Origin of the sequence: Pseudoalteromonas sp. A22, from assembly GCF_018141345.1 — a bacterium.
Lineage (GTDB): Bacteria > Pseudomonadota > Gammaproteobacteria > Enterobacterales > Alteromonadaceae > Pseudoalteromonas > Pseudoalteromonas maricaloris.
On the sequence record NZ_CP047237.1, the window covers coordinates 26,404 to 52,168 of the forward strand.

Consider the following 25,765-nt stretch of genomic DNA (forward strand, 5'->3'; position numbering starts at 1 on the left):
TATTGAATACGTATTCATAAAGGGTATTATAAAATAAAATTGGAACGCTCCAATTTAAAACAAAAACTAGGAGAGAGTAATGCGAGCTAAAACTTGGGCGTTGGCAATCACACAAAGTGTGTTGTTATGCGCAACAGTTCACGCCACTGAATCAAATACACAGTGGGTCGATACCTTCATTGGTACTGGCGGTGATGGCCACACCTTCCCTGGCGCAGTCGTGCCATTTGGTATGGTGCAATTAAGCCCAGATACAGATAACCCCATGCGCGGTGTTTCCCCTCAACCAGAAATCTACAAGCGCTGCGCTGGTTATCACTATGACGACCATACTATTGTTGGTTTCTCCCACACGCATTTCTCTGGTACTGGTCACTCAGATCTTGGCGACCTGCTGATCATGCCAATGACAGGCGAAGTAAAACTCGATGCTGGTACCGCTGAAAATCCAGACTTAGGGTATCGCTCACGCTTTTCTCATGACCAAGAATGGTCTGAGCCTGGCTACTATGGCGTTGACTTACTCGACTATGGTGTGAAAGCCGAAGTCACTGCAACCACGCGAGTGGGTATGCATAAATACAGCTTCAATAAAGCAAAACAAGGTCATGTATTGCTTGATTTGACCTCAGCAATCTATAACTTTGAGAATAAAGTGATTTGGAGCGACATCCGCAAAATAAACGACACCACATTGGTTGCTTACCGCGCAACTAATGGCTGGGCGCGTAACCGCCAAATGTATTTTGCCATCGAGTTCTCAAAACCTATCGCTGACTATCAGTTTTATAATCTAGACAACAACCGTTATCGTTGTATGAATTGCTTAGGAAAAGACAGCAAACACTCTACGATTGAGAATACCGCAGTAAAAATGACAGCAGGTAAAGCCGTTAAGTTTGTTGCAAGCTTTGATAATCTAGACGAAACGCCGCTGTTGGTGAAGGTCGGACTTTCTGCAGTTAGCCGCAAAAACGCATTAGAGAATCTTAAAACTGAAGTGCCAAGTTGGGATTTTGATAACGTTCGCGCAAATGCCAAGTCTCAGTGGGCAAATTATTTAGATAAAGTCGACGTGGAAGGCACCAAAGCGCAAAAACGTCAGTTCTACACTGCGCTTTACCATGCACTACAAGCGCCTAATATCTACCAAGATGTCAACGGACAGTATCGAGGCGTTGACAGTGAAATTCATGACGGCAAAGGTTTCGAGCACTATACCTTATTCTCGTTGTGGGATACCTATCGTGCATTACATCCTTTACTTACTTATATCGACCCAGACCGCGTATCCGGCATGATCCAATCAATGCTTGTACATTATCAGCAAAGCTACGAAAAAATGTTACCTATTTGGTCGTTCCATGCCCACGAGACATGGACCATGATTGGTTATCATGCGGTGTCAGTCATTGCCGATGCATATTTAAAGGGGATCAGAGATTACGATATTGATTTAGCAGTAGAAGCAATTGAAAACACGGCTAACAACCCGGTATACGATGCCATCCCTGAATACAAGAAGTTTGGCTATGTACCAATGGACGTACTTCCTGAGTCTATTTCCATCACACTTGAATATGCTTACGATGATTTTGCCATTGCAAGAATGTACGAAGCGATGGGCAATACCAGCAAAGCAAAAGACTATTATCGCCGTGCAATGAGCTATAAAAATGTGTTCAATAAAGAAACCGGTTACATGCAAGGGTTAGATTCAAAAGGAAACTGGGATCCGGAATTTGACCCGTTTGAAGCAAAATACATGGGCCCATACACCGAAGGTAACGCTAAGCAATATAGCTTCTATGTACCGCATGATGTAGCTGGCCTGATTGAATTAATGGGTGGTGATGATGCATTTGAAGCACGTCTAGATGCACTGTTTGATACCCACCTTTCTGAAGAGATGATCAAAGAGCACGAAGACATTGCAGGCCTGATTGGTAACTATGCCCATGGTAATGAACCAAGCCATCATATTGCCTATTTATATAACTACGCGGGTAAACCGTGGAGAACCCAAGAGCGTATTCGTCAGATCATGGATACCTTAAGCTCAGACAAACCGGATGGCCTTGCAGGTAATGACGATGTAGGTCAGATGTCTGCTTGGTATATATTCTCAGCGATGGGCTTTTATCCCGTAGCGCCAGGCGACCTAAGCTACGCGATTGGTGCACCTCAGGTGCCAGAAGTTACCTTGAAACTTGCAAACGGTAAAGCGTTTAAAACCGTTGCTAAAGGTTTCAGTGATAAAAACAAATACATCAAATCCGTTAAATTGAATGGCAAGCCACTTAAGCGTAGCTACATCACACATAACGACATCATGAATGGTGGTACATTGGAGTATCAAATGTCCAGCAAGCCTAATAAAGCATGGGGTCAATCCAAAACGCAAAGACCGCCTTCATTGTCGGAGTATAAATAATGGTTAAAGCAGGAATATTTCTTGCGGCTATGACCACATTTGCAAGTGCGCCGTTCGCACTTGCAAATGACATCGATAATGCCGCTGCGCAATTAAAACCGATCGCGTTTCAGTCAGACTTAGCATGGCGTCAATTTCCCCTGCCTGCCGTCTCGCTCAGCAAAACAACTAAAATTAACCATTTCGCATGGCAAGAAATTGATAACAAAGTAATAGAGCAGATAAGTTATAATGTGGCTAGATTACTGTATAAAGATATGAGAATGGCGCCTAAACTACCTACACTCCATATCGTCTTTGAAGACCTAAAAGGGGTTGCATATAAGGAGGGCGATTTTAACGGCGCAACCATCCATATCAGCGCAAACTACATGGAAAACTTTTCTAAATCGCATAGCGAAACAGAATCCGTCGACGAACTTATCGGTATTCTCTATCATGAAATTGCCCATGCTTATCAACTAGATGATCATAATTACAAGGAAATAGGGCCAATCATTGAGGGAATAGCGGATGTTGTTAGACTAAAAGCTGGATATATTCCTGATGACATCCAAAATCCTGGTGGCAATTATAAAGATGGCTATAAAAATACTGCATTCTTTATCGATTGGTTATCGAAGCAAAGTAATAGAGACCTACTTCAGGAGATCAATGCTCAGTTGGACCCACATGACGACATAAAGTGGGACTGGCAATACTTCGAGCAGTCAGCAGGTGTTAAATTAGATACTGCTTGGCGACGTTATCAAGCGTCGTTACTTTAACGCAAGGTGAGCGTAGTCTCACCTTTATTTAACATTCACTCTAAACCTCTCTCATTTCCTGCCGATAATCAAAGACAAACCTTTGAGTTTTTGATAAAAATAGTTACAAAGGAATCCAATTCCTAAATCTATTAATTATAATCGGCCAACAAGTTTATTGTTTAGCTGAAGAAAAGTACAAGTTCAACAGGATCATGATGTTTAAAGCGCTAAAGTTCACAACCAAAGTAACCGTAGCAGCCTCCCTTGTGTTAGTGATTGTGCTCGGCTTATTTACCGTAAACAACTTTCTCGTTATGCGAGACCAAACTCAAGCTCGGCTTACCTTGGTTTTACAAGAGATTTCCAGCTCGGTTTCACAAAATATCGCAAATTGGCTCAATGACAGACTTGAAATCGTGGTCTCGATTGCTGATGGACATAGAGCTGATGACTCCACTGAACAGATAAGAAGACGGTTACAAACCGCAGACACTGCGGGGGATTTCAAAAACGTTTTCATTGGCACGCCAGATGGTACATTTGTGTTGGACGATCCAAGTATCCAACTTCCTGCTGATTTTGATGCGACTAGCCGCCCTTGGTACAAGCTCGCGGAGCAAAAACAAGATACCGCATTTACCGCACCTTATATTGACGTCACCACCAACGAATTCACTATTTCTGCCGTTGTACCGGTGAAACAGGGAGGCCGATTTGCAGGTGTTGCTGGGGGGGACATAGACATGTCAACCATCACAGAAATCATCAACGAAATTGACTTTTTAGGGTTTGGTTACGGTTTTTTACTTGATGAAAGCGGTAAAATACTCAGTCATCCAGATACTAAACTGAATGACAAGCCGATGTCAGCGCTGTTTGGTAAACGCCTGTCATTAAATCGGGATTTCACGGAGCTTGAAATTGATGGCACAGAAAAGCTCGTTTCATTTGTAAAAATGAAAGGCATCAAAAATGTCGACTGGTATCTTGGCGTTGTCATTAATAAAGAAATTGCCTATTCGTCCGTATCTTCTTTTAGAAATATGGCTGCTATCTATATGCTACTTGGCGTGATTGCGATTGTGGTGATGCTACAACTATTGCTCAAGTATCTGATGCGCCCAATGTACAATCTCAACGCAGCCATCAAAGACATCGCCCAAGGTGAAGGTGACCTTACTCGTAGATTAGTCGTAGAGAACCAAGATGAATTTGGCGAGTTATCCGATTATTTCAACCAGTTTATCGACAAAATTCATGCCTCAATTACGCAGGTAAAAAATACTACAGTAACACTTGAAAACGTGGTGAATAGTTTGGTTGCACAAACGCAAGATACCTTATCTATGTATACAGATCAGTCCAAGCGCACCGATAGCGTCGCGACAGCCATCAACGAGCTTTCTTCAAGTGCACAAGAGATCTCAAACAATGCAACCCATGCTTCAGAACTTGCCAGTAATGCCAACAAGCTTTCTGTTGAAAGCCAACATTCACTCACTCAAAATATCGAAGAAATCGCTTCACTGACACAAAAAATGTCTCAGGCACAAGACACGCTGGACGGGTTAGATAAACTCTCAGGCAGCATAGGGCAAGTACTTGAAGTGATCAAAGGAGTTAGCGAACAAACCAATTTACTGGCGTTAAATGCAGCCATTGAAGCCGCTAGGGCAGGTGAGGCTGGGCGTGGATTCGCTGTCGTTGCCGATGAAGTAAGGCAATTGGCACAGCGCACGCAAGAGTCAACGCAAGAAATCGAAAGCACTATTGCTCAACTACAACAAGGCTCGGCTTCAGCTGTGGCTGTAATGAAAGCAAGTTTAGAAGACTCAGCGAGAAGCGCCGATAGAGCTAATGCTTCTGGTACTAAAATGCAAGAGGTAAGCAATTCGATTGATGCCATAGACGGCGTTAACCATGCAGTTGCCAGCGCCACACACCAGCAAAACACCGTTATCCAAACATTAGATAGCGACATTCATCATATTAGTGACCTCAGCCTGCAAGGCAGTAATAACCTAACCGCAACCCTTGAAGAGTGTAAGTCATTGAAACTACAGTTCGACGAATTAGAACAAATGGTGCTCAAGTTTAGAGTCTAACGCCATTCCAATAATGCTTAAAAGCCGCTTAACAAAAGCGGCTTTTTTGTGATCCTTTTATGACACAAAACACCTGCAACATCTTATTAACCAACAAAATCCCATTAAAACCAATAAGTTAATTGATTAATGTAATTTCAATGACAGCTGTCACATTTGTGTATTAGTTGCGCAACATGGTTGTCATTTTTCGTAATTAGACTGCACCCAGTTTTTTAGCAACTAGCAATAATTTATAAGGTGTATGCGATGAAGTGCGTTAACCACTTGCTTATAGCAGGTATGCTAGCAACGGCCTCAGCCGGAGCAACAGAATTAAATCAAGCGATGGACAAAAGTGCAGCTATCAATGAATCTGCATTAAAGTCTCAAGGGAAAATCGATGGTATTGCAGACGATATGCAGTCTCGTTTGCAAAAGTTCAAGACGTTGAACAAAGAAATCGACGGCCTATCTGTTTACAACGCTCAATTAGAAAAACAAATCAAAAACCAACTTGACGAAATGGCGGCAATTAACACCTCTATGGACCAAGTTTCGGTGATCGAGCGTCAAATCACACCTCTCATGATGCGCATGATCACAGGCCTGAAACAGTTCGTTGAATTAGACGTGCCTTTCCTTCCTAAAGAGCGTGCTGAGCGTATTACTCAGTTAACTAACTTGATGGACCGTGCTGATATTTCATCAAGCGAAAAGTTCCGCCGCGTACTTGAAGCTTACCAAGTTGAAGTGGACTACGGACGTACTATCGAAGCTTACACCTCATTACTTGACGTGAATGGACAAGAACGTGAAGTAGATTTCCTACGAATTGGTCGTCTTGAGCTGCTTTATGTCACAAAAGATGGCAGCCAAGCTGGTTTTTGGAACAAAGACAGTAACGCTTTTGACGCATTACCAGATACCAACATCAGCCAAATCAATAAAGGCATTCGCATCGCACGTAAGCAGTTAGCACCTGACATGTTAACGCTTCCAGTTCAGGCTGCAGAGTAATAGGTGAGACCACTATGAAATTCGTACAAAAATTCACTAAACACGCTATTTTCGCAACAACACTTGCGTTAACCGCATCTGCGCATGCTGAACAAGTATTAGATTTAGATTCACTACTTAAAACCTTAGAACAAGGGCAAACCGCACAAACAGCGCAAAACAAACAACGTGAAGCCGAGTTCAAAGCTCAGCAAAACAACCAAATCCAAATGTTGAATGCGTTAACGGGTGAACGTAACCAAGCATTGGCTAAATCTGAACGTCTAGAAACCAATTTCGAAGAAAACGAAATTAAACTGGCCAACCTAAGTGACACGCTTAGCAAGCGTATGGGTACATTAAAAGAGCTATTCGGTGTGCTTCAACAAGTAGCTGGAGATAGTTCAAATAAGTTCGCAACTTCAGTTGTATCAGCTGAAATTAAAGGTCGTGATGATTACATGACTGAGCTTGCGAAAAAGATGGGCTCAACGTCACGTCTAGCATCAATCGAAGACATTGAAAAAGTCTGGTTTGAGATGCAACGTGAAATGACAGAACAAGGTAAAGTGTCGCGCTTTAATACCGAAGTTATCGTAGCCGGTGGTGCCAAGCAAAATAAAGAAGTGCTTCGCGTTGGTGCATTCAACTTAATCGCTGATGGTAAATACCTGACTTACAACAACGAAACACAAACACTTTCTGAACTGACTCGTCAGCCAGCGTCTCGTTTCACCTCAACTGCAGGTGAATTACAAAATGCGAAGACTGGTTCTGTTGATTTTGCCCTTGACCCAACAGGCGGTTCAATTCTCGGTCTACTAGTACAAGCGCCAAATACCGAAGAACAAGTACACCAAGGTGGCGCGGTAGGTTATGTGATCCTAGGTGTTGGTTTACTGGCACTACTTATTGCAATTGAGCGTTTTGTATCACTCATGTTGATGGGTTCTAAAATCAACCGTCAGCTTAAAGATAGTGTTGCCCGTGACGACAACCCGCTAGGTCGTGTGATGAAAGTGAAAGAGCAATACCCAGATGTGGCTTACGATACGCTAGAACTTAAGTTAAGCGAAGCAATCCTTCGTGAGATGCCAAAGATCACTCGTAACCTAACTTTAATCAAAATTATTTCAGTCGTAGCACCTCTACTTGGTCTACTAGGTACAGTGACCGGTATGATCAACACCTTCCAAGCAATTACCTTGTTTGGTACGGGCGACCCTAAACTCATGGCTGGTGGTATTTCTCAGGCCCTTGTAACTACCGTACTTGGTCTGGTTGTCGCTATCCCAACCGTATTCCTTTACACACTACTAAACACACGTTCTCGTAACTTGCTCCTTATTCTTCAAGAGCAGAGCGCGGGGATCATTGCAGAGCGTAGCGAGAAAGGAGCGTAATCGTGGTTTTATTGCTTGATGCAATTAACGCTTTACGTGAATTCCTTGATACAGGTGGCCAGGTTCTCCTGGTCATCGGCTTCGTAACCTTCGCCATGTGGCTACTTATTCTCGAGCGCTTCATGTTTGTGTTCGGTAAATACAGAGGCTACAAAAACGAAGTCCTAAAAGCTTGGAACTCTCGAAATGAGCGTAACAGTTGGAACGCAGAGCAGATAAGACAAGCAACTATCTCTCGCGTGGGGATCAAACTCAACGCCAACTTACCATATATAAATGTCATGGTGGCACTGTGTCCTTTACTAGGACTCCTAGGTACGGTAACCGGCATGATTGAAGTATTTGATGTAATGGCGATCACCGGGTCAGGCAGTGCACGTTCGATGGCATCTGGGGTATCAAAAGCAACTATCCCAACAATGGCAGGCATGGTTGGCGCGCTTTCGGGTGTATTTGCATCGACCTACCTTCAGCGTAAAGCCAAGCGTGAAGTTGAGTTGTTAGAAGATAAAATGCTACTAGACCATTAATCGGTCGTGTGAGGAAAGAATTATGAGAGCACCACTTGCAAAAGTATTCCAAGAAGAAGAAGCAGAAGAAATCAACATGACGCCAATGCTGGACGTTGTATTTATCATGCTTATCTTCTTTATTGTAACGGCCTCTTTCGTTAAAGAAGCGGGTATTGATGTTAACCGCCCAGAAGCGGCCACCGCAGTGAAAAAGCAAAGAGCCAATATCCTGGTTGCAATTTCAGATACTGGTGAAATTTGGATTAACAAACGCCAAGTAGACATCCGTGCAGTTCAAGCAAACATTGAGCGTCTTAAAGCGGAGAATCCGCAGGGTAGTGTGGTTATTCAAGCTGATAAAAAGGCAACTACTGACACGCTAATTAAAGTAATGGATGCATCACGCGCAGCTGGCGCATTTGATGTTTCGATTGCCGCACAGGAGTCATAGGAACATACCATGCGTTACTTAATTGCTTTAGTAATTGCAGGCATAGTTACCTTTTTCCTTTTCTTGGGTATGCAAGCGCTTATCCAAGGAGGGGAAGGAGCAATGACAGATCCTGTAAAAGGACAAGTACTAGATTTCGTCCGTCTTAAAAAAGAAGAGACGGTGGAGAAAAAAGAGCGTAAGCCACAAAAGCCACCAACACCTAAAGAGCCGCCTCCACCAATGGATGCACCACAAACACAGAATAACAATCTTGACGCAACAGGCGGCAACTTTGATTTCAGTGCCAATGTGGACGCTGACGTAGATTTGGCGGGTGGTTTAGCACTTGAGTCCAGTGATGGTGAATATCTACCAATCGTGAAAGTTGCACCGGTATATCCAAGACGTGCGTTATCACGCGGAATTGAGGGATATGTGATTGTTGAGTTCATTGTAACTAAACAAGGCACTGTGAGAAACCCAGTTGTAGTAAGCGCCGAACCGGAATCAATCTTTGACCAAGCAGCGCTTGATGCGGCATTGAAATTTAAATACAAACCTCGCGTAGTAAACGGTGAACCGGTTGAAGTTGCGGGTGTTCAAAATAAGATTTCATTTCAAATTAATGGCTAACGGTCATTAAGGATTGCGATTATGAAAATGTTAAAAAAAATTACGTTAATAAGTGCGTTATTTAGCACAGGTTTAATAGCGCCGAGTCTCATATCGGTCATACCAAATGTTAATTTGGCAACGGCTTATGCTGACTCAGAAACTAAAACCAAGCGTGTGCCCGCGCTACGCGAAAAAGTGTATAGTCAACTGGCCCGCGCGCAAAAACTTGCAGACGATGGGCAAGTTGCAGAAGGCCTCGCCGCATTAGATTCGGTGAAAGAACGCGTTTCGAGTATGAATAGCTACGAAGTGGCAATGATGTATAACTTCTATGGCTTTATTTATTACAACGAGAACAAGCTCGACAAGGCCATCGAATCTTTCAAAGCAGTTATTGCTGAAGAATCTATTCCTGAGTCCCTGCGTCTTTCTACGACATTTAGTTTGGCTCAATTGGCCATGGCAAACAATGATTTTGAAAGTACATTATCATTCCTTGATCAGTGGAAAGAAGTTAATACGCAGGCTCCAAAAAGTAACTTTTATATTTTAAAGGCGCAAGCACAATATCAACTAAAAAAATATAATGATGCGATAAACAATATAAATACTGCGATTGATTTAGTTGAAGCCGACGGTGAACTTCCAAAAGAAAACTGGTTAGTTCTTCAACGTGCGATATATTACTCATTAAATCAGCCGAAAAAAGTAGCGGATGTTTTAGAGAAAATGGTTACCCTTTATGACAAACCACAATACTGGATCCAGCTTGGTGGTATGTACGGTGAGATAGGTGCCGAGAAAAAACAGCTTGCAACATTTGAAACTGCGAAGCAAAGGGGCTTTATAAAATCAAAATCTGATTATATGCAACTTGCTCAAGTCTATTTAATGAACGCCTTGCCTTTTAAAGCAGCGGAAGCACTCGATAACGGAATAAAAGCAGGTGTCGTTGAAGACAGCGCCAAAAACTTAACTTTTATCGCAGAAGCTTTCGTTCAAGCAAGAGAAGATAAAAAGTCACTACCTTTCTTCCTAGCAGCAACTGAAAAAGTTGAACATGGTAATTTAGATCAGAGACTTGCAGAGATCTACTTAAATCTTGAAAAGTATGATGAAGCCGCAGATCACGCCCGACTTGCTCTCAATAAAGGCGATTTAACGTTTGAGTCTAACGCCTATGTTGCACTTGGAATGGCACAGTTTAACCTGCAAAACTTTGATGCTTCTATATTGGCATTCGAACAAGCTGAAAAGCACAAAAAATCAGCAAACCTCGCTAAACAATGGATTAAATATGTGAAGCGAGAAAAAGTTCATGCTGAAACATTAAAACAAGCTTTATTATAATATTTTATAATCGCAACACCAAAGCCGCCTTCGGGCGGTTTTTTTATTTTTAAAAGTTCCAATTTTTATTATGAAGATTTAATTACAATCATTTTGTGTAATCTTCGTGTAATAAAACCCCATTAATTTAGTCACATCATTTAAACACAGTAAAAAAATAATTTTTTAAAAGTCTACTATTGGAGTTAGCAATGGAACTAAAAAACCTCTTCAGAGTCTCTGCAATCGTCGCTGCTATGGCACTTACTGGTTGTGGTGGTGACATCGAAGTTACACCTACTGTAAACGATAACAGCACTAACAATTCAAACAATACAACAAACAATGGCGATTCAGGCGGTGATACAGGTGGCGATACTGGCACAACTAACCCTTGTACAACTCGCGCTGTAGGAAGCACTGAAGTTCAAGGTACGTTCCAAGCACCACACTGTGTATACGGCACTGACTTTGCTTCTAAATCACTAGAAGTACAAGCTGATGTGACATTCAAAAAGCTTGAGAATGGTGGCGCTCACGTATTCAAAGGTGCACTTTTAATCGGTAAAGATTGTAACACGTCAACAGGTTGTACAATCGAGGCAAACGGTCCAACACTAACTGTAGAGCCAGGTGCAGTAATGGCATTCACTTCTGGTGAGTCAGTTGTTCGTATCGCGCGTGGTGCGAAAATCAACGCAGTTGGTACTGCAGCTGATCCAATTCGTTTCACTTCAGCAGCAGAATTTGACGCATTTAACCTAGCAGGTATCGGTCCACAGTTTGCTGACTGGGGTGGTATCATGGTTAACGGTTTTGGTATCACAAACGAATGTACTGATGCAGAGCGCGATGGCAACCTTTGTAATGCAGATTCTGAAGGTGTAACAAGCTACTATGGCGGTAAAAACAATGCAGATAGCAGCGGTCAAATCAAATATGCGCACATTTGGTATGCAGGTTCTGGTCCTCGTGATGGCGGCCCTGGGGACGACTTAAACTCACTAACACTGAATGCTGTGGGTTCTGGTTCAAGCTTCGAATTCCTTCACATTCACCAAGGTTTTGACGATGGTATCGAATTCTTCGGTGGTGCTGCAAACATCAAAAATATCGTAGTAACAGATACTCAAGATGATGGTATCGACGTTGATGCGGGCTGGCAAGGTAAAGGTCAGTTTATTGTTGTTAAACACGGTACGATTCAAACAAAGCGTGACGTTACTTATGCTGATGATAACGGCGACGCGGTACTAATCCCTGCAGGCACAGAAGGCTTCATGGGTAACAACGGTTTTGAAACCGATGGTGAAAAAGCAGCAGGCCCTGATTATAGCCAAGCGCCAGCATCTACGCTTAATTTCGCAAACGTAACTGTGATAACGACTGATGGTAACTCTATCCGTGATGATGACGAATCACAAGGCATGAAGTTTGACGATGCAATCCGTGGTATGTATTACAACGCGTTAGTAGTTAAATCATCAGCTTCGAATGGCACTGAATGTCTAGAATTCAAAGACCCAGACGCAGCGGCAAACGCTGAAGCCGATACGCTTAACTATGTAAGCTCTGTACTTGCTTGTGCAGCAAACTTTAAAAATGGTTCTGACCCATTACCTGCAGGTGAAGGTAAAGAAGACTGGTTTGTTAACGCAGGTTCTAACCAAATTCTAAACGGTGCAGCTGACGTACTTGCAGCAGACGGCTTCTCAACAAATTCAAGCTCTACCGCTATCACTGTTGAAGCAAACGACCTAAGCAGCCTAAATGATAACTTCTTCACGACTGTTGATTACATTGGTGCGGTATCTGATAAAGATACATCTTCTGAATGGTATCAGTGGGTTAAGAAAGCAATTGAGGCTTCAAACGCTGACTAATTATCCGTAATGACCTTAGTTATTACAATTAAGGCGCAGTCATTGCGCCTTTTTTATGATTTTTGGCAGGATTGCATATGGATACTCAAATGAAATTTAAAAAAGTTGCTTTAGCCATCAGTACGGCACTCACAGTCGCAACTTCTCTACCAAGCGTTGCAGAAGAAGAACAGGCAATCGAAGAAGTTGTTGCGGTAGGTACTCGTTTGCAAGGTAGTGCTGCGGCGGTAATTGAAGAACGTAAAAACCAAGCCTTCGTTGCGGATATCTTAGGCGCAGAGCAGCTATCTAGAACAGGTGATAGTGATGCAGCATCCGCGCTACGTCGTGTTACCGGCCTTACGTTAGTTGACGGCAAGTTTATCTATGTTCGTGGCCTAGGTGAGCGTTACTCAAGTGCTCGCCTGAATGGTGCCGCAGTACCGAGCCCGGACTTAACCCGAAACGTTATTCCACTCGATATTTTTCCAGCAAGCATTATTGAAAGTCTAGCGGTACAAAAAGCTTATTCTCCGTCAATGCCTGCTGCATTCGGTGGTGGTAACATCGATATCCGTACTAAGTCTGTACCATCGGAGTTCACCGCAGGTATTGAGGTAGGTATTGGCCAAAACTTTAATTCTGATAAAGGCTTTACCTACAGCGGAACCGCGGAAGGTATACCTCAAGTACTACAAGATGCAGTTGTAAGATATCGTGGTAACTTTGACATCGGTGAAGTTGTAGACAAAAACGGGTTCAAAGATAAAGACGGACTAACACGTGCGGATCAAGCAATTGACGTGATCAAAGGTTTTGTGTCATCACTTCCTCGCGATATTCAAGTCAAAGAAGAGTCCCTAGATCCAAACTTTGATGTAAAAGCCAACATTGGCAATAGTTTCCAAGAAGATTGGTTAGGCGGCACGGTAGGCTTTATGCTTGCGGGTTCCTATGACAACGATTGGAATTATAGCGACCGCACGACGGGCGTTATTGACGACACCTTAGCTGAAAACTGTACTTCAAAACTAGAAACCGCAGAAGACACAGCCAATTCCTGTTATGTGACACTTAAAGAATCTAAAGTAACGACTGAGACTGAACGCCTAAATGGTGTATTCAATATCGGTTACCGCTTAGATCAGCATAGCATTACTTATTCTAAGATTTATCTCGAAGATAACGAGACCGAATCAGAATTTTCCGTGTTACAAAGTCCTAACGGCAGTACCGTTAGAACAATCGCAGGAACGGGCGCTGCACAGCGTTCACATCAGTTTGATTACGAAGAACGCACATTGGATATCGACCAAGTGATTGGTCAACACACGTTCCTCGATTACTGGGGGATAGGCTTTGACTGGCAGTATACAGAGTCAAAAGCGCAAACCGATATTCCAACAGAAATCGACTTTAAGTTTATTGATAACTATAACGAAGACGGTTCTTATAAAAACTCCATCGTTACCGGTGATGATAACCGTATAACGTACGCTTTTACAGACATGGAAGACAACGTTAAGTCTTACAGCGGTAATGTCACCTTACCGTTAACCTTCGAGGGCATAGAAATTACCCTTAAAGGTGGTTACGACTTTATGGATAGAGCGCGTGTTTACAATACCAGTAACTTCGTTGTAAATAACAAAAGTGGCATATCCATTCCAGTAAACTTTGATGAATCTGAGATCTATGGATTATCGGGTTATCTTGACGATGAGTTTTTGAACAACAACACTTTCTTGTTAACCTTCAATGAACCTCAGGCACCAGCGGCAGACGATTATATCGCAGCTCAAAAGATTGATGCGGGCTATGGTGAGTTTGATATCTTCTTCAACAATACCTGGCGTATTAGTGGTGGTATTCGTTACGAAGACTTTAAACAAGTGTCACTTGCGACATCGAGTCTGATCTTCGACCGCGTAACAATGGAAACGATTTACGACGAAGAGCGCATTTTAGCTGGTACCGTTAACGAAGATAACTTCTTTAACGCACTATCGCTAACGTATCTTTCAGACGGTAACTATCAAGTACGTTTTGGTTATGGTGAAACCACTGTACGTCCAGACTTACGTGAGTTAGTACCGGTTGCCTACTATGATCCATTAACCGATATTCGCACCTTCGGTGTAGCTGGCCTTAAGAGTAGCGACCTGAAAAACTATGACGCGCGCTTTGAATACTATATGGATAATGGCGATAACTTCTCAGTTGCGGCATTCTATAAAGATATTACAGCGCCAATAGAAACTATCTTGCGCGTTGGTGATGAAGACTATACAGCAACCTTCGTAAACGGTGAGGAAGGTGAAGTATACGGTATTGAAGCCGAATGGTTATACGACTTATCGGGCCTTGCAAGTGGCTTCTTTACGTCAGGTAACATCACCCTGAGTGATTCTGAAGTATCGATAGATCCTGCTCGTGCTGGTAACTTAACCAACCCAACGAAGCGTATGACGGGTCACTCAGAGTATGTAGTTAATATGCAATTAAACTATGACTCTGCTGATGGTCAACACAGTGGTTCATTAGTGTATAACGTTTTTGGTGAGCGTATTTTGGCTTCAGGGATCGGCGGTAGAGATGATGCTTATGAGCAACCATTCCACTCACTTGACCTAGTATATACTTGGTATCCCGACTTTAACTCTAAAGTTAAATTTAAAGTCAAGAACTTGCTAAATGAAGATCAAGAAGTAACTCAATCTGACGTAGTGGTGCGACAAAAAGATGTCGGTACCTCTGTTAGCCTGAGCTACAGCTACGAGTTCTAAAGAACAACTAAGCTTTAACCAAAGCCAAGGTCAGCCTTGGCTTTTTTGATCTTTATCAATCTTCGAGATATTTTTTCCTACTAATTCATTATTTCATGGACTAAGTTCTGTAACTTTGTGTATAGTTGGTCTATATATAAAAATATATCCAAATACTTCAGTAGGTTACTAGGTTGTTAATATACTTGTCATATTTAACCAGTAACATTATTTAAGAGCTTTAAAAACAAAACCATAGCTCGTTTCGTACCGAGTTCTTGTTGACGCAAATGCGTTTAATTAGGACAACCTTTACATGTTGTATCCAAACCCCGCCATGCGGGGTTTTTTATTTATTAAATTCCTAATTTCTAGCTAGTCCACCGCGTATTCTTTTGCTATGGTAGCCATCTAGACATACGACTCACGCAATGATCCGTATAATCAAGAATTAAGGCACATAACATGAAAAAAGTAGGACTCGTCGGCTGGCGTGGAATGGTTGGCTCCGTGCTAATGGAGCGTATGCTGCAAGAAAATGACTTTGATGTCATTGATCCACACTTCTTTACTACCTCACAAGCAGGTCAACTCGGCCCCGTTGTTAAAGGCGGTGGTGAGCCAAAGCCGCTTCAAGACGCAAGCGATATTCAATCGCTTAGCGAAATGGATATTATCATCTCCTGCCAAGGCGGAGATTATACCAAATCTGTATATCCTTCATTGCGTGAACAGGGCTGGGAAGGCTATTGGATAGATGCAGCCTCAGCACTGAGAATGGAAAAAGACAGTATTATTGTGCTTGACCCTGTCAACAAAGATGTCATTCAACAAGGTCTTGAACAAGGTGTAAAAACCTTTGTCGGTGGTAATTGCACGGTTTCTCTTATGCTACTTGCGCTTGGTGGTTTATTCGAGCAAGACTTAATAGAGTGGGTGAGCCCAATGACCTATCAAGCGGCATCAGGTGCAGGCGCGAGAAATATGCGTGAACTCATCAATCAAATGGGTGAGATCCACAGCTCGGTTAAAGCACAACTCGACGACCCAAGTTCAGCCATCTTAGAAATCGATAAGCTAGTGGCAGAAAAAATCAAAGATGAATCTTTACCACAAGATCAATTTGGTGTGCCGTTAGCCGGCAGCTTAATTCCATGGATTGACGTTCCAATGCCGTCTGGTCAAAGTAAAGAAGAATGGAAAGCACAAGTAGAAGCAAACAAAATCCTTGGCTCGTCAAAGCAGCCTATTCCTATCGACGGATTGTGCGTACGAATTGGCGCGATGCGCTGTCATTCACAAGCGCTCACCATCAAGTTACGTGAAAATCGAAGCGTCGAAGAAATAGAGGAAATTCTAGCGGCACATAATGAATGGGTTCGTGTCATTCCAAATGAGCGTGATATTACGGCAAAAGAGCTAACTCCTGTAAATGTCACTGGCACACTGAGTATTCCTGTAGGCAGGATAAGAAAGCTCACAATGGGTGAAAAATATATCAGTGCATTTACTGTTGGTGATCAACTTTTATGGGGGGCGGCAGAGCCACTTCGTAGAATGTTAAGGATCATTACAGGTTAATTTCTAAAGGCGCCGTTGGCGCCTTTTGTTTTTTAATCGATAACTTTTGTAAGACCGATTAAGGCATTTTCACTCTCACCATCGTGGCATCGAGTATCACCGCTATCTCTATTTTCAATAACTAAGCGATATACAGTGCGGTATTTTTCACCTTCACGGATAGCATCTAAAACCGGAGCTAAAAGGTAGTGCTGTTCTGGATAAATAATAACAGGCTCAAGATCGACTCCGGACTCACGCTCAAACCTAACTTCGTAGCTATTATTACCATTTGAATATAGGTCGTACACGATCCCTTTACACGTAAATACGACTGCATATGACTTCAATGAGATAAGCGCAAGGCTCACTAACATTAGTTTGATAAATCCTTTCATACATTCCTCTATTTAATTTTGACGCCAATACCATTATCAGCAACAAGAAGGTAGCAACACTGCATTACCATTTGTTTTCAGAAAAATTACTTTAAGTAACATTTATCATATCCTTACTGCCTCAAAACGCTAAATCTATCACGATGTTTGTTACAAAATATCTCACCTTAATTTTGTTGGGCTATAGTTACCTTGATTAAACAATAATCTACGCTCGCGCTACGGAGAGACGAATGGGTATTTTGAAAAGATTTTCGATTATGCAGCTCACGATGATAAGCTCTTTCTCGCTGCTTGCATTTTTACTATTTTTAGTTGGCAAAAACGTTTTGAATAACTGGAGACAGTACAATGCGGCCGATCAAAATATCAACTATGTCGTTTTACTCGATGCCATTGAGAAAGTAGCGCATCACCATGCGGTAGAGCGCGGCTTAACGGCAGGATTCCTTGGTAACCCAAGTAGTGATAACAAACGAAAGGTCGAGGCGCAACGTGAAATTGCCGACCAAACAATATCAACGCTTAAGAGTATTCACTCTTCACTGTTTCTTAAAGATAAAAATGTGCAAAAATGGTTACCTTATATTTTTGAAGTGGAAGCCAATAAGAACCGCGTAAGAGGTGAGGTCGACAGGAAAAATGGCAGTAATGCTTTTGCTTACTACAGCAAACTTAATCAAGTTTCATTAAACACAGCAGCAAAAATTCAAGCCTACGTATCAGATAGAACCCTATCTTCTGAACTTTCTATTGCTTTCCTTATTGCCCAAAGTAAAGAGCGCCTTGGACAGATCCGTGGCAAAGTGAATGGTGTGCTTGCGAAAAAAGCAATGTCAGACACCCTCAAAGACGATATCAAGTACTATCGCCAACAGCTAGAGATGTCATTACATCAATTGGAAACTGCCCTTGAAGGTACTCACCAAAACAATTTAAACGAATTTTTATCTTCAAGGGAAGCGAAAGAGTTCAAGCGTATTTTGGATAAACTCGACACTCAAGGGAACATTGATTTCGATGAGTTACCATCAAGTGCTGAGTGGTTCGCAACCGCAACTAATTTAATCGGCAAACTAAAAGCCAAACTTGACTCGGTATGGGAAAAAACAATTAAAGATAGTAAACAGCGCAAATCTGATATTGCCTTTGAAAGCATTTTTACGTTCGTGCTCTTCGTCACCGTGCTTGGCTTTATCGTGCTGATCAATTTCCATTTAATCCGCTCGCTGAGGTCTCAGCTCTCACAGTTGACGCACATATTAAAAAAGGTAGCGGAAGAGGGGGATTTAACTTTAGATATGCGTTTAAATACAAGTGATGAGTTAGGACAGATTTCCGAGTCGGTTTATAACACAATAAATGCTTTCAAAGACTTAATGGTAGGCTTGGCAAAGTCGGTAAAGGTAGGTACTAAGCTTGGCGAAAAAATGCATTTAGCAGCCTCTAACGTCAATGAGGATGCACAAAAAACCCAAGGCATGGCATCTTCCATTGCGGTTGCAATAGAAGAAATGGCCGCAACCAGCCAAGAAATTGCAAAACTCGCGCAAGATACCCTGGATGCCAGCGACCAACTTAACATCGAATCACAGCAGTTACTTGCAGACAACCAAAAAAACTTAGACACCATGAAAACCCTCTCGACGAGTATGAACGCCGTCGACGAGATGGCCGCGAGTATGGAAAAGCAGGTTTCTGAGATAAATACTATCTTGGACTCCATTCGCAGTGTTGCCGAGCAAACTAACTTGCTTGCACTCAATGCCGCAATAGAAGCAGCCCGCGCAGGCGAGCACGGTCGTGGCTTTGCAGTTGTAGCCGATGAAGTGCGTGGACTTGCAAACAACAGTAAACAATCTTCAGAGCAAATTTCCACACTGTTACTTAGCTTGTCAGAAATAAGCCAAAGCGTTGTTAAATCAATCAGAGAAAACACACTGCTCACACAAAATACCATGAACGAAGTAGAAGAAACGCGTAAAGTATCCCTCAAAGTAAACGAACACAGTTCGCATGTTGAAAAGCTAACGACCTCAGTTGCCACCGCAGCCTGCGAACAATCAGAAGTCGCCGCCGATATATCACAAAACACCGCTGCAGTGCTTGAAGCCGCAAACCATGAATTAGATACATCGAAAGCGTTAAATGAATTGTTTAAAGATATGAAACTAAATAGCGACACACTACAACGCACAATGGATATATTTAAAATTGATAAGAGCTAGATTAGGATTAGAGTGCTTTTTATCTTTTGGCGCGATGCTAAGGTGAAGTTGTAAGGAGTGACTAAGAACTGCAATGGCTGGTATCTTGCGATTGATAGTGCCCGAATTCAACTTAGATGCAACGACGGCTAAAGCAGAGCGAAAGCATTAGAATCTAAATTATCAATTAGTTAACACAATTAACTGCTCAAGCTGTCTACCTCTACACGTGTTAAAAATATAATTGCATATCTAGCCAATTTTAGATGTAATGATTAAACAATAAACGCTGAGCAATGTAGGAACAGCTTAAACAATAATAGCTAAGTTTATTAAACCAACTTGGGGAACTAGAGTCTCTAAAAAGCTTATTTTTAGATAAGCAACTCTGACACACCAAGTATGCAGCGACTCGGCCCAACAAGCGATTATGCAACATAAACAACGTGCCACACAAATACTAAAACGTTAGATATCACGGAGACACAATGGAGTTACCACCTACAATCTATATAGGTTTGGGAGCTGTACTAGCAGCTATAATTACAGCTGTAATTTCATTTATTAATTTAATAGCAAGTAAGGATCAAAAAACATCAGAATTTCGGCAACAATGGATCGACGATCTGAGAGCTGATATTAGTGGCTATTTATCTAATGTAAATATAGTGGCATGCGAAGCCCATCTATATCAGCAAATAAAAGGTGAGAATGGAATTACGAAGGAATTATTAAAAGAATTTGCTGGAAAAGTTTCTACACCAATGAATGATGCATTTCGCCTCTTTCATAGCGTGCAACTTAGACTAAATACCAAAGATGATGCCGCATTGTTGCAAGAGTTTAAGAATATGAACTCGTTATTCGATGACGCATTAAATAATATACATGACACCAAAAAGGTGGAGCGCATTACTTCGTCAATTATTGAAAAATCGCAAGTCATACTAAAAAGTGAATGGAAAAGAGTTAAAAAAGGGGAAGCCTCGTTTTACTTAACTAAATATTTTGCCGCTTTTGTTGTAATAAGCTTTGCAATTGGACTGGGGATTTATTTTAGTGAATATTTAGAGGTGTCAATTACCTTAAGCGGTGAAAAATGACTTCTAACACACCTCAACAAGGACGCATAAGCTTGGCTTGTGTCACGGATTAGAGATCGAATATGGAAGAAACTTGGGCATCTGGCTCATTAGAACTATTAAAACATGCTGATTCACACATTCAACTTGATACGGCTTTTGATAGCAGAATAGCCTTCATTAGCATTGATAATTCAGTTGAGACTTCAATCAGAACTTTTCTGTCTCTCCCAGAAAAAATATCGGGAGTGAAATTCCAACGAAAGGAAGTAGATGAAGCCGGAAATAGCTTTCCGAAGATGGTTGATCTTCTATTTAACAAAGCTAGACCAAAACTTGCCGGTTTGGATGATGGTGATATAGAGCATTACCATCGTATAAGAAATCAACTATACCACAACGGAACAGGCTTAGGTGTAGATCGCCGATATTTGGATGCATATAGGCAAATAGCAGCCGTGCTTCTGAATAACTTGTTTGGTGTTAAGACTGTTACGAAAGGGGCTGAGGCTACACTAGAAAATCTTATCCTGCTCTTTAACGAAGTGGAGACTCTGGTTCGCAAGGTACTTGAGGGTTCTGGTGTTGACACAGGTCATACGTTCAAATGGGAAATGACAATACGTGAGGGTGTATTGGAAATTGAAGATATAAATCAACTTACCGAATTGCGCATGATTCGAAATACCCAAGTACATTCTACAGCAGAAAACATTGATAAAAAGCGTATCGAACTGGGTGTTGAAATTGCAGAAACATTAATCAAAAAACTAAAAGGCTAAAAAACGCTTCATCGAATAAGTCGGTGAGCACAGCCCTATTAAGGCCAAGCTCAGACATTACCAATCGCTATTATTCCACCAAATCCAGAATATAGGCGGCACCTGAGCCTTCTCCTTTGTCATCGCGGTGGGGAGTTGCGATGATGGCGGTGTTATTTGAAACCGCAATATTCCAACCAAACCTATCTTCTGGCGCGGCATCATTGGCAAATACCTTAGACGCATATTGCCATTGGCCTTGTTGTTTTTTGTACAGATAAAGTGCCCCCGCGTTATTACCTTTTTCATCGTGGTGCATAGCGGTGATAAACGCCATGTCCTTACTTAACGCAACACCGCGTGCAAATCTATCATCCGCTTTGGCATCTGGAGCCACTAATTTTTGAGTTTGTGTCCATTTATCATTTGTTCTCTCAAACAGATAAGCAGAGCCGGCATCTTTACCTATACCGTCGATATCATCTCTTCTGGCAGAAATAAGGGCTGTATCTCCAAAAATAGCCACGCGAACACCAAAAATATCGGTGTTCCCAGCATCATTTGCCATCAGTTTTGCTTGCGAATTCCACTTTTTACCATCGAATTGATAAACATAAACCGCACCAGCTTTTTCTGCTTTTTCATCATTTAAATCTGCGCCGACTAAAATAGTATCGCCATCTATTGCTACGCTAATTCCGAATAAGTCCCCATCAGCACCATCCCTTGCCGTCAACTTTGACTGAAAATGCCAGCTATTGTTTTCTCTCTCGTATACATACGCTGAACCTGAGTCTTTGTGTGGCGCATCGCTATGTGGTGCGCCGATCACTAAAAATTGCTCGGTGAGGGCAATGCTTTGTCCAAAGGCATCACCCGCTTTTGCATCGTTGGCGGTTAAAATTTGTTTTTGTACCCAGCTATTTTCTGTGCGCTCAAAAGCAAACACCGCACCGGCATTTTCTCCTTTATCGTCCCGATTTATCGCACCAAGCATGGCAATATTATTCTTAAGGGCAACATTGCCGCCAAGCGTGTCGCCTGCATTGGCAGGCTGCGCGATGAGCTTTGCTTGTTGCTGCCAGCCAGACGCACCTAGCGTGTATAGGTAAGCCGCACCAATATCCTGACTCGTATTTGCATCCACTTTATGGGCACCAACTAATGCAGTTGTGCCGTCTATCGCTACGCTATAACCAAACTGATCTTCTGCTTTACCATCATCGGCTACCAATTTTTGTTGCACAGCCATACTTTGACAGGCTATCACTAACGCCAAACTAGGGAAGTATTTTAAAATAGAGGAGGAGGGGGCTTTCATCATTATTCTTTTTGTTTTCGATATAGGGAATCAACATAGTATTCCACTGCTTACGACTTAACAAGAGGTTGTGTTCTTAAGTTTTTTTGTTGGCGAGAAGGATTGATAAGCGTCTGGAGCAGTGACATTTTGTGATGGTAATGATGAGTTTCAGCGTCTAACTCTAGAACAACTAAAACCCATCATATAAAACAATAAACTAAACCTTATCCAAGCCAATATTGACCAAACAGTTGAGGTAGTTCAGCCTTTAACTGTTTTGGTTTATTTTTAAACTTTTTACCTTGCGGCGGAAAGTTCACGACACTGTGATATGGGAGTTCGTCTTGATTTTTTTCTTCAAAAAGCAACCCTGCAACTAAATCTAATTCGTCAATAAACGGGTAGGGCAGGTCGTCTTTATTCGGAATAGCAAACTTATTAGCTAATTCGTCTGGTTCCGCAGTGAGTACGCTTACCGCTTCAGGGCCGCGACTGATAATCCAATTACAAAAATCTAAGAAATCATATTCGCTATTACAGCCTGCAATCACGTAGGCCACTTTCCAGTTATCCCAATGCCACAGTGCTCTTAGTTCTTTGGTATATAATGCATCGAACTGAGCAATTTCTTCTGAACTTAGCGGTGATAAACGCGTTTTTAAATATTCATTATCGTTTGAATGATCGGGGGCGGTGACAAGCTGCCAGAAGCGTTCGAGTTCCATGTGCATAATCTAACTTGATAAAAACGAGATTATAGCCAGTAACCTAATGAGAGTAAATCGAAGCCGCCATGCAAATAACTGAAGCGGGTTGTACGTAATACAATGTACTCACCCGCCCAAAAGATAACAGTGATAGCTAAAAGGTAAGTAATTTTATCCTTTCAGTGCTTTGTCACCACGGCCAATACCTACCGCGCCAGAACGCACAAGTTCAATAATGTCGCTTTCGTGACGTAATAGATCCAAGAAAGACTCAAGACGGTCGGCTGAGCTTACCATCTGTAATATATAACTTTGCTTGCCCATATCTATAATGCTGGCTTGGAACACCTCAGCAACACGATTGATAGCAGCTCGTGTTACTTCATCTCTGGCATAGACTTTTACCAGTAGCAGCTCTCTTTCAATGTGCTGCATATCAGTTAGATCAATAACCTTAAGCACATCCACCAACTTATTAACTTGCTTGGTGATTTGTTCAACAATGCGGTCATCGCCTTGGGTCGTGATGGTAATACGAGATAGCGTTTTGTCTGCGGTTGTACCCACTGTTAAGCTGTCAATGTTGTACGCACGTTGAGAAAATAAACCCACAATACGAGAAAGAGAGCCAGGTTCATTCTCTAATAAAATCGATAATATTCTTCTCATTATGCTTTTACTCCTTTTTTCAACCACATCTCGTCTATCGCACCTTGCTTAATTTGCATCGGATACACATGTTCAGACTCATCAACCAAAATATCTAAAAATACAAGTCTGTCTTTAATCGACATTGCTTTTTCCAGCGCCGTATCAAGTTGCTCAGGTTTATCAACCCGAATACCGATATGGCCATAACTCTCTGCAAGCGCAACAAAATCAGGCAGTGATTCCATATAAGAGCTTGCGTGACGTCCCTCATACATCATGTCTTGCCATTGGCGTACCATACCAAGCGAGCGGTTGTTTAACGAGATGACCTTGACAGCAAGGCCGTATTGCAAACAGGTTGAAAGTTCCTGAATATTCATTTGGATAGAGCCATCCCCAGTTACGCACAATACTTCACTTTGCGGAAATGCCATTTTTACGCCCATCGCAGCGGGTAAACCAAATCCCATGGTGCCAAGGCCGCCTGAATTAATCCATTGACGAGGTGATTTGAACGGATAGTACTGCGCTGCAAACATCTGGTGTTGTCCAACGTCTGAGCAAACATACGCGTCACCACTGGTCATTTGGTATAGCTTTTCGATAACCGTTTGCGGTTTGATTTTTTCTACACCCGCAGTAAACGACAAGCATTTCTGAGCACGCCATGTGGTAATTGCTTGCCACCAATCTTCTTGTGCGGCGCGGTCAATACGCTTCTCGCTTTTTTCGATACCGCGTAGCAATTGCTCCATCACTGTATCTAAGCAGCCCACAACTGGAATATGCGCTTGAATGGTCTTAGAAATTGAAGTTGGATCCACATCAACGTGAACAATTTTGGCATCCGGACAAAACTTCTTAACGTTATTGGTCACACGGTCATCAAAACGCGCCCCTAACGCTAAGATAACATCGGCATTCGCCATCGCCTTATTCGCTTCAAGACTACCGTGCATCCCTAACATGCCAATAAAGTTAGGGTGTGTGCCACTGATCCCGCCAAGACCCATTAGGGTATTGGTGATAGGCGCGTTTAATTTCTCAACCAGCTCAGTTAGTTTTTCCGAGGTATTCGAAAGAATAATGCCGCCGCCAGAATAGATAACCAAACGCTTCGCTTCAATAATGGCTTCAACCGCTTTGCGGATTTGCTTGGAATGCCCTTTTACACTCGGGTTGTAAGTACGCATATCAATCTGTTCAGGCATCTGATAATCGAATTTAAGCGCAGGGTTTAAAATATCTTTTGGCAGCTCAACCACAACAGGTCCCGGTCTACCAGAGTTTGCTAGATAAAATGCTTTAGCTAATACTTCTGGGATTTTTGTCGCATCGCGGCAGTTAAAACTGTGTTTAACGATAGGACGAGAGCAACCAACTATATCCGTTTCTTGAAACGCATCATCGCCGATTAGGTTTGAAGGTACTTGCCCTGAGAGCACAACCATTGGGATTGAATCCATATAAGCCGTCGCGATCCCTGTAATGCAGTTAGTGGCACCAGGGCCACTGGTCGCAAGGACGACACCGACGTCTCCCGTCGCTCTGGCATAACCGTCTGCCATGTGGGTTGCTGCTTGCTCATGTCTAACCAAGATATGCTCAATATCTGATTGCTGAAACAAGGCATCATAAAGATCAAGAACCGATCCGCCGGGATAACCAAATATGTATTTTACTTTTAATGCGCTCAATGCTTTTACTACTAGCTCGGAGCCGTTGTATTGCTCTGCCATTACCTCATTCCTCGTTGACTGTGCGTGCCTGTTATATTTCTAAAATCAAAAAAAAACCCCGCTGGTTGCGGGGTTTGAGTATTTCTTTCAAGTAATAGCTCCCCGCTGAACTCTATGAAGAGACCAGTACCACCACGAGAACGATTAGTTGAAAGAAATTAGTCATTATTTT

General features: G+C 42.3%; 20 protein-coding genes. 15 read left to right on the forward strand and 5 right to left on the reverse strand.

The genetic code is table 11. The features are described from left to right. The first annotated feature begins 79 nt into the window (after window positions 1–79). The 12 genes from GSF04_RS00090 (at window position 80) to asd (ending at window position 16,766) form a co-directional block, all read left to right on the forward strand. Window positions 80–2,434, forward strand: a complete 2,355-nt coding sequence (locus tag GSF04_RS00090) for a GH92 family glycosyl hydrolase (RefSeq protein ID WP_211856957.1) — start codon at window positions 80–82, stop codon at window positions 2,432–2,434. Next, window positions 2,434–3,201, forward strand: a complete 768-nt coding sequence (locus tag GSF04_RS00095) for a basic secretory protein-like protein (RefSeq protein ID WP_039495311.1) — start codon at window positions 2,434–2,436, stop codon at window positions 3,199–3,201. Before GSF04_RS00090 ends, GSF04_RS00095 begins: the two co-directional genes overlap by 1 nt. A gap of 197 nt (window positions 3,202–3,398) precedes the next feature. Continuing rightward, window positions 3,399–5,288 (forward strand): methyl-accepting chemotaxis protein, encoded by a 1,890-nt coding sequence (locus GSF04_RS00100; RefSeq protein ID WP_211856959.1) that lies wholly within the window; start codon window positions 3,399–3,401, stop codon window positions 5,286–5,288. A 249-nt stretch (window positions 5,289–5,537) separates the two neighbouring features. After that, window positions 5,538–6,287 (forward strand): DUF3450 domain-containing protein, encoded by a 750-nt coding sequence (locus GSF04_RS00105; protein WP_211856961.1) that lies wholly within the window; start codon window positions 5,538–5,540, stop codon window positions 6,285–6,287. A gap of 14 nt (window positions 6,288–6,301) precedes the next feature. Then, the gene (locus GSF04_RS00110; protein WP_211856963.1) at window positions 6,302–7,669 is read left to right on the forward strand and encodes a MotA/TolQ/ExbB proton channel family protein; all 1,368 of its coding nucleotides are present in this window, start codon (window positions 6,302–6,304) and stop codon (window positions 7,667–7,669) included. Window positions 7,670–7,671: 2 nt separating this feature from the next. After that, window positions 7,672–8,199 (forward strand): MotA/TolQ/ExbB proton channel family protein, encoded by a 528-nt coding sequence (locus tag GSF04_RS00115; RefSeq protein WP_211856965.1) that lies wholly within the window; start codon window positions 7,672–7,674, stop codon window positions 8,197–8,199. A 22-nt stretch (window positions 8,200–8,221) separates the two neighbouring features. Continuing rightward, window positions 8,222–8,632, forward strand: a complete 411-nt coding sequence (locus tag GSF04_RS00120) for a biopolymer transporter ExbD (RefSeq protein WP_010378708.1) — start codon at window positions 8,222–8,224, stop codon at window positions 8,630–8,632. 9 nt (window positions 8,633–8,641) lie between these two features. After that, window positions 8,642–9,247 carry an energy transducer TonB gene (locus GSF04_RS00125; protein ID WP_010378710.1) on the forward strand — a complete coding sequence of 202 codons (606 nt, stop codon included), beginning with the start codon at window positions 8,642–8,644 and terminating at the stop codon, window positions 9,245–9,247. 21 nt (window positions 9,248–9,268) lie between these two features. Beyond that, window positions 9,269–10,579: a CDC27 family protein gene (locus GSF04_RS00130; protein ID WP_211856967.1), complete on the forward strand. Its 1,311-nt coding sequence runs from the start codon at window positions 9,269–9,271 to the stop codon at window positions 10,577–10,579. A 191-nt stretch (window positions 10,580–10,770) separates the two neighbouring features. Then, window positions 10,771–12,441: a hypothetical protein gene (locus GSF04_RS00135; protein WP_211856969.1), complete on the forward strand. Its 1,671-nt coding sequence runs from the start codon at window positions 10,771–10,773 to the stop codon at window positions 12,439–12,441. A 77-nt stretch (window positions 12,442–12,518) separates the two neighbouring features. Continuing rightward, the gene (locus GSF04_RS00140; RefSeq protein WP_211856971.1) at window positions 12,519–15,206 is read left to right on the forward strand and encodes a TonB-dependent receptor; all 2,688 of its coding nucleotides are present in this window, start codon (window positions 12,519–12,521) and stop codon (window positions 15,204–15,206) included. Between the two features lie 444 nt (window positions 15,207–15,650). Then, window positions 15,651–16,766: an aspartate-semialdehyde dehydrogenase gene (gene asd / locus GSF04_RS00145; protein WP_211856973.1), complete on the forward strand. Its 1,116-nt coding sequence runs from the start codon at window positions 15,651–15,653 to the stop codon at window positions 16,764–16,766. Between the two features lie 32 nt (window positions 16,767–16,798). Here asd and GSF04_RS00150 read toward each other — a convergent pair whose 3' ends face one another. Further along, window positions 16,799–17,143 carry a hypothetical protein gene (locus tag GSF04_RS00150; RefSeq protein ID WP_010605496.1) on the reverse strand — a complete coding sequence of 115 codons (345 nt, stop codon included), beginning with the start codon at window positions 17,141–17,143 and terminating at the stop codon, window positions 16,799–16,801. Window positions 17,144–17,376: 233 nt separating this feature from the next. Here GSF04_RS00150 and GSF04_RS00155 point away from each other — a divergent pair, with 233 nt between their 5' ends. From GSF04_RS00155 to GSF04_RS00165, 3 genes are all read left to right on the forward strand, one after another. Then, a complete protein-coding gene (locus tag GSF04_RS00155; RefSeq protein WP_211856975.1) occupies window positions 17,377–19,371 on the forward strand; it encodes a methyl-accepting chemotaxis protein in 1,995 nt (664 codons plus the stop codon). A gap of 467 nt (window positions 19,372–19,838) precedes the next feature. Further along, the gene (locus GSF04_RS00160) at window positions 19,839–20,453 is read left to right on the forward strand and encodes a hypothetical protein (RefSeq protein WP_211856977.1); all 615 of its coding nucleotides are present in this window, start codon (window positions 19,839–19,841) and stop codon (window positions 20,451–20,453) included. A gap of 62 nt (window positions 20,454–20,515) precedes the next feature. Further along, window positions 20,516–21,214: a hypothetical protein gene (locus GSF04_RS00165; RefSeq protein WP_211856979.1), complete on the forward strand. Its 699-nt coding sequence runs from the start codon at window positions 20,516–20,518 to the stop codon at window positions 21,212–21,214. 70 nt (window positions 21,215–21,284) lie between these two features. Here the strand turns inward: GSF04_RS00165 and GSF04_RS00170 are convergent, their stop codons facing one another. The 4 genes from GSF04_RS00170 to GSF04_RS00185 all read right to left on the reverse strand — a co-directional run bounded on the left by GSF04_RS00170 (window position 21,285) and on the right by GSF04_RS00185 (window position 25,593). Beyond that, window positions 21,285–22,445 carry an FG-GAP repeat protein gene (locus GSF04_RS00170; protein WP_249122376.1) on the reverse strand — a complete coding sequence of 387 codons (1,161 nt, stop codon included), beginning with the start codon at window positions 22,443–22,445 and terminating at the stop codon, window positions 21,285–21,287. Window positions 22,446–22,720: 275 nt separating this feature from the next. Further along, window positions 22,721–23,221 (reverse strand): DUF4240 domain-containing protein, encoded by a 501-nt coding sequence (locus GSF04_RS00175; protein WP_010377109.1) that lies wholly within the window; start codon window positions 23,219–23,221, stop codon window positions 22,721–22,723. Between the two features lie 153 nt (window positions 23,222–23,374). Beyond that, window positions 23,375–23,872, reverse strand: coding sequence for an acetolactate synthase small subunit (gene ilvN / locus GSF04_RS00180; protein WP_010377111.1), 498 nt, complete (start codon window positions 23,870–23,872; stop codon window positions 23,375–23,377). Continuing rightward, window positions 23,872–25,593, reverse strand: coding sequence for an acetolactate synthase 3 large subunit (locus tag GSF04_RS00185; protein WP_211856981.1), 1,722 nt, complete (start codon window positions 25,591–25,593; stop codon window positions 23,872–23,874). Before GSF04_RS00185 ends, ilvN begins: the two co-directional genes overlap by 1 nt. Window positions 25,594–25,765 lie beyond the last annotated feature (172 nt).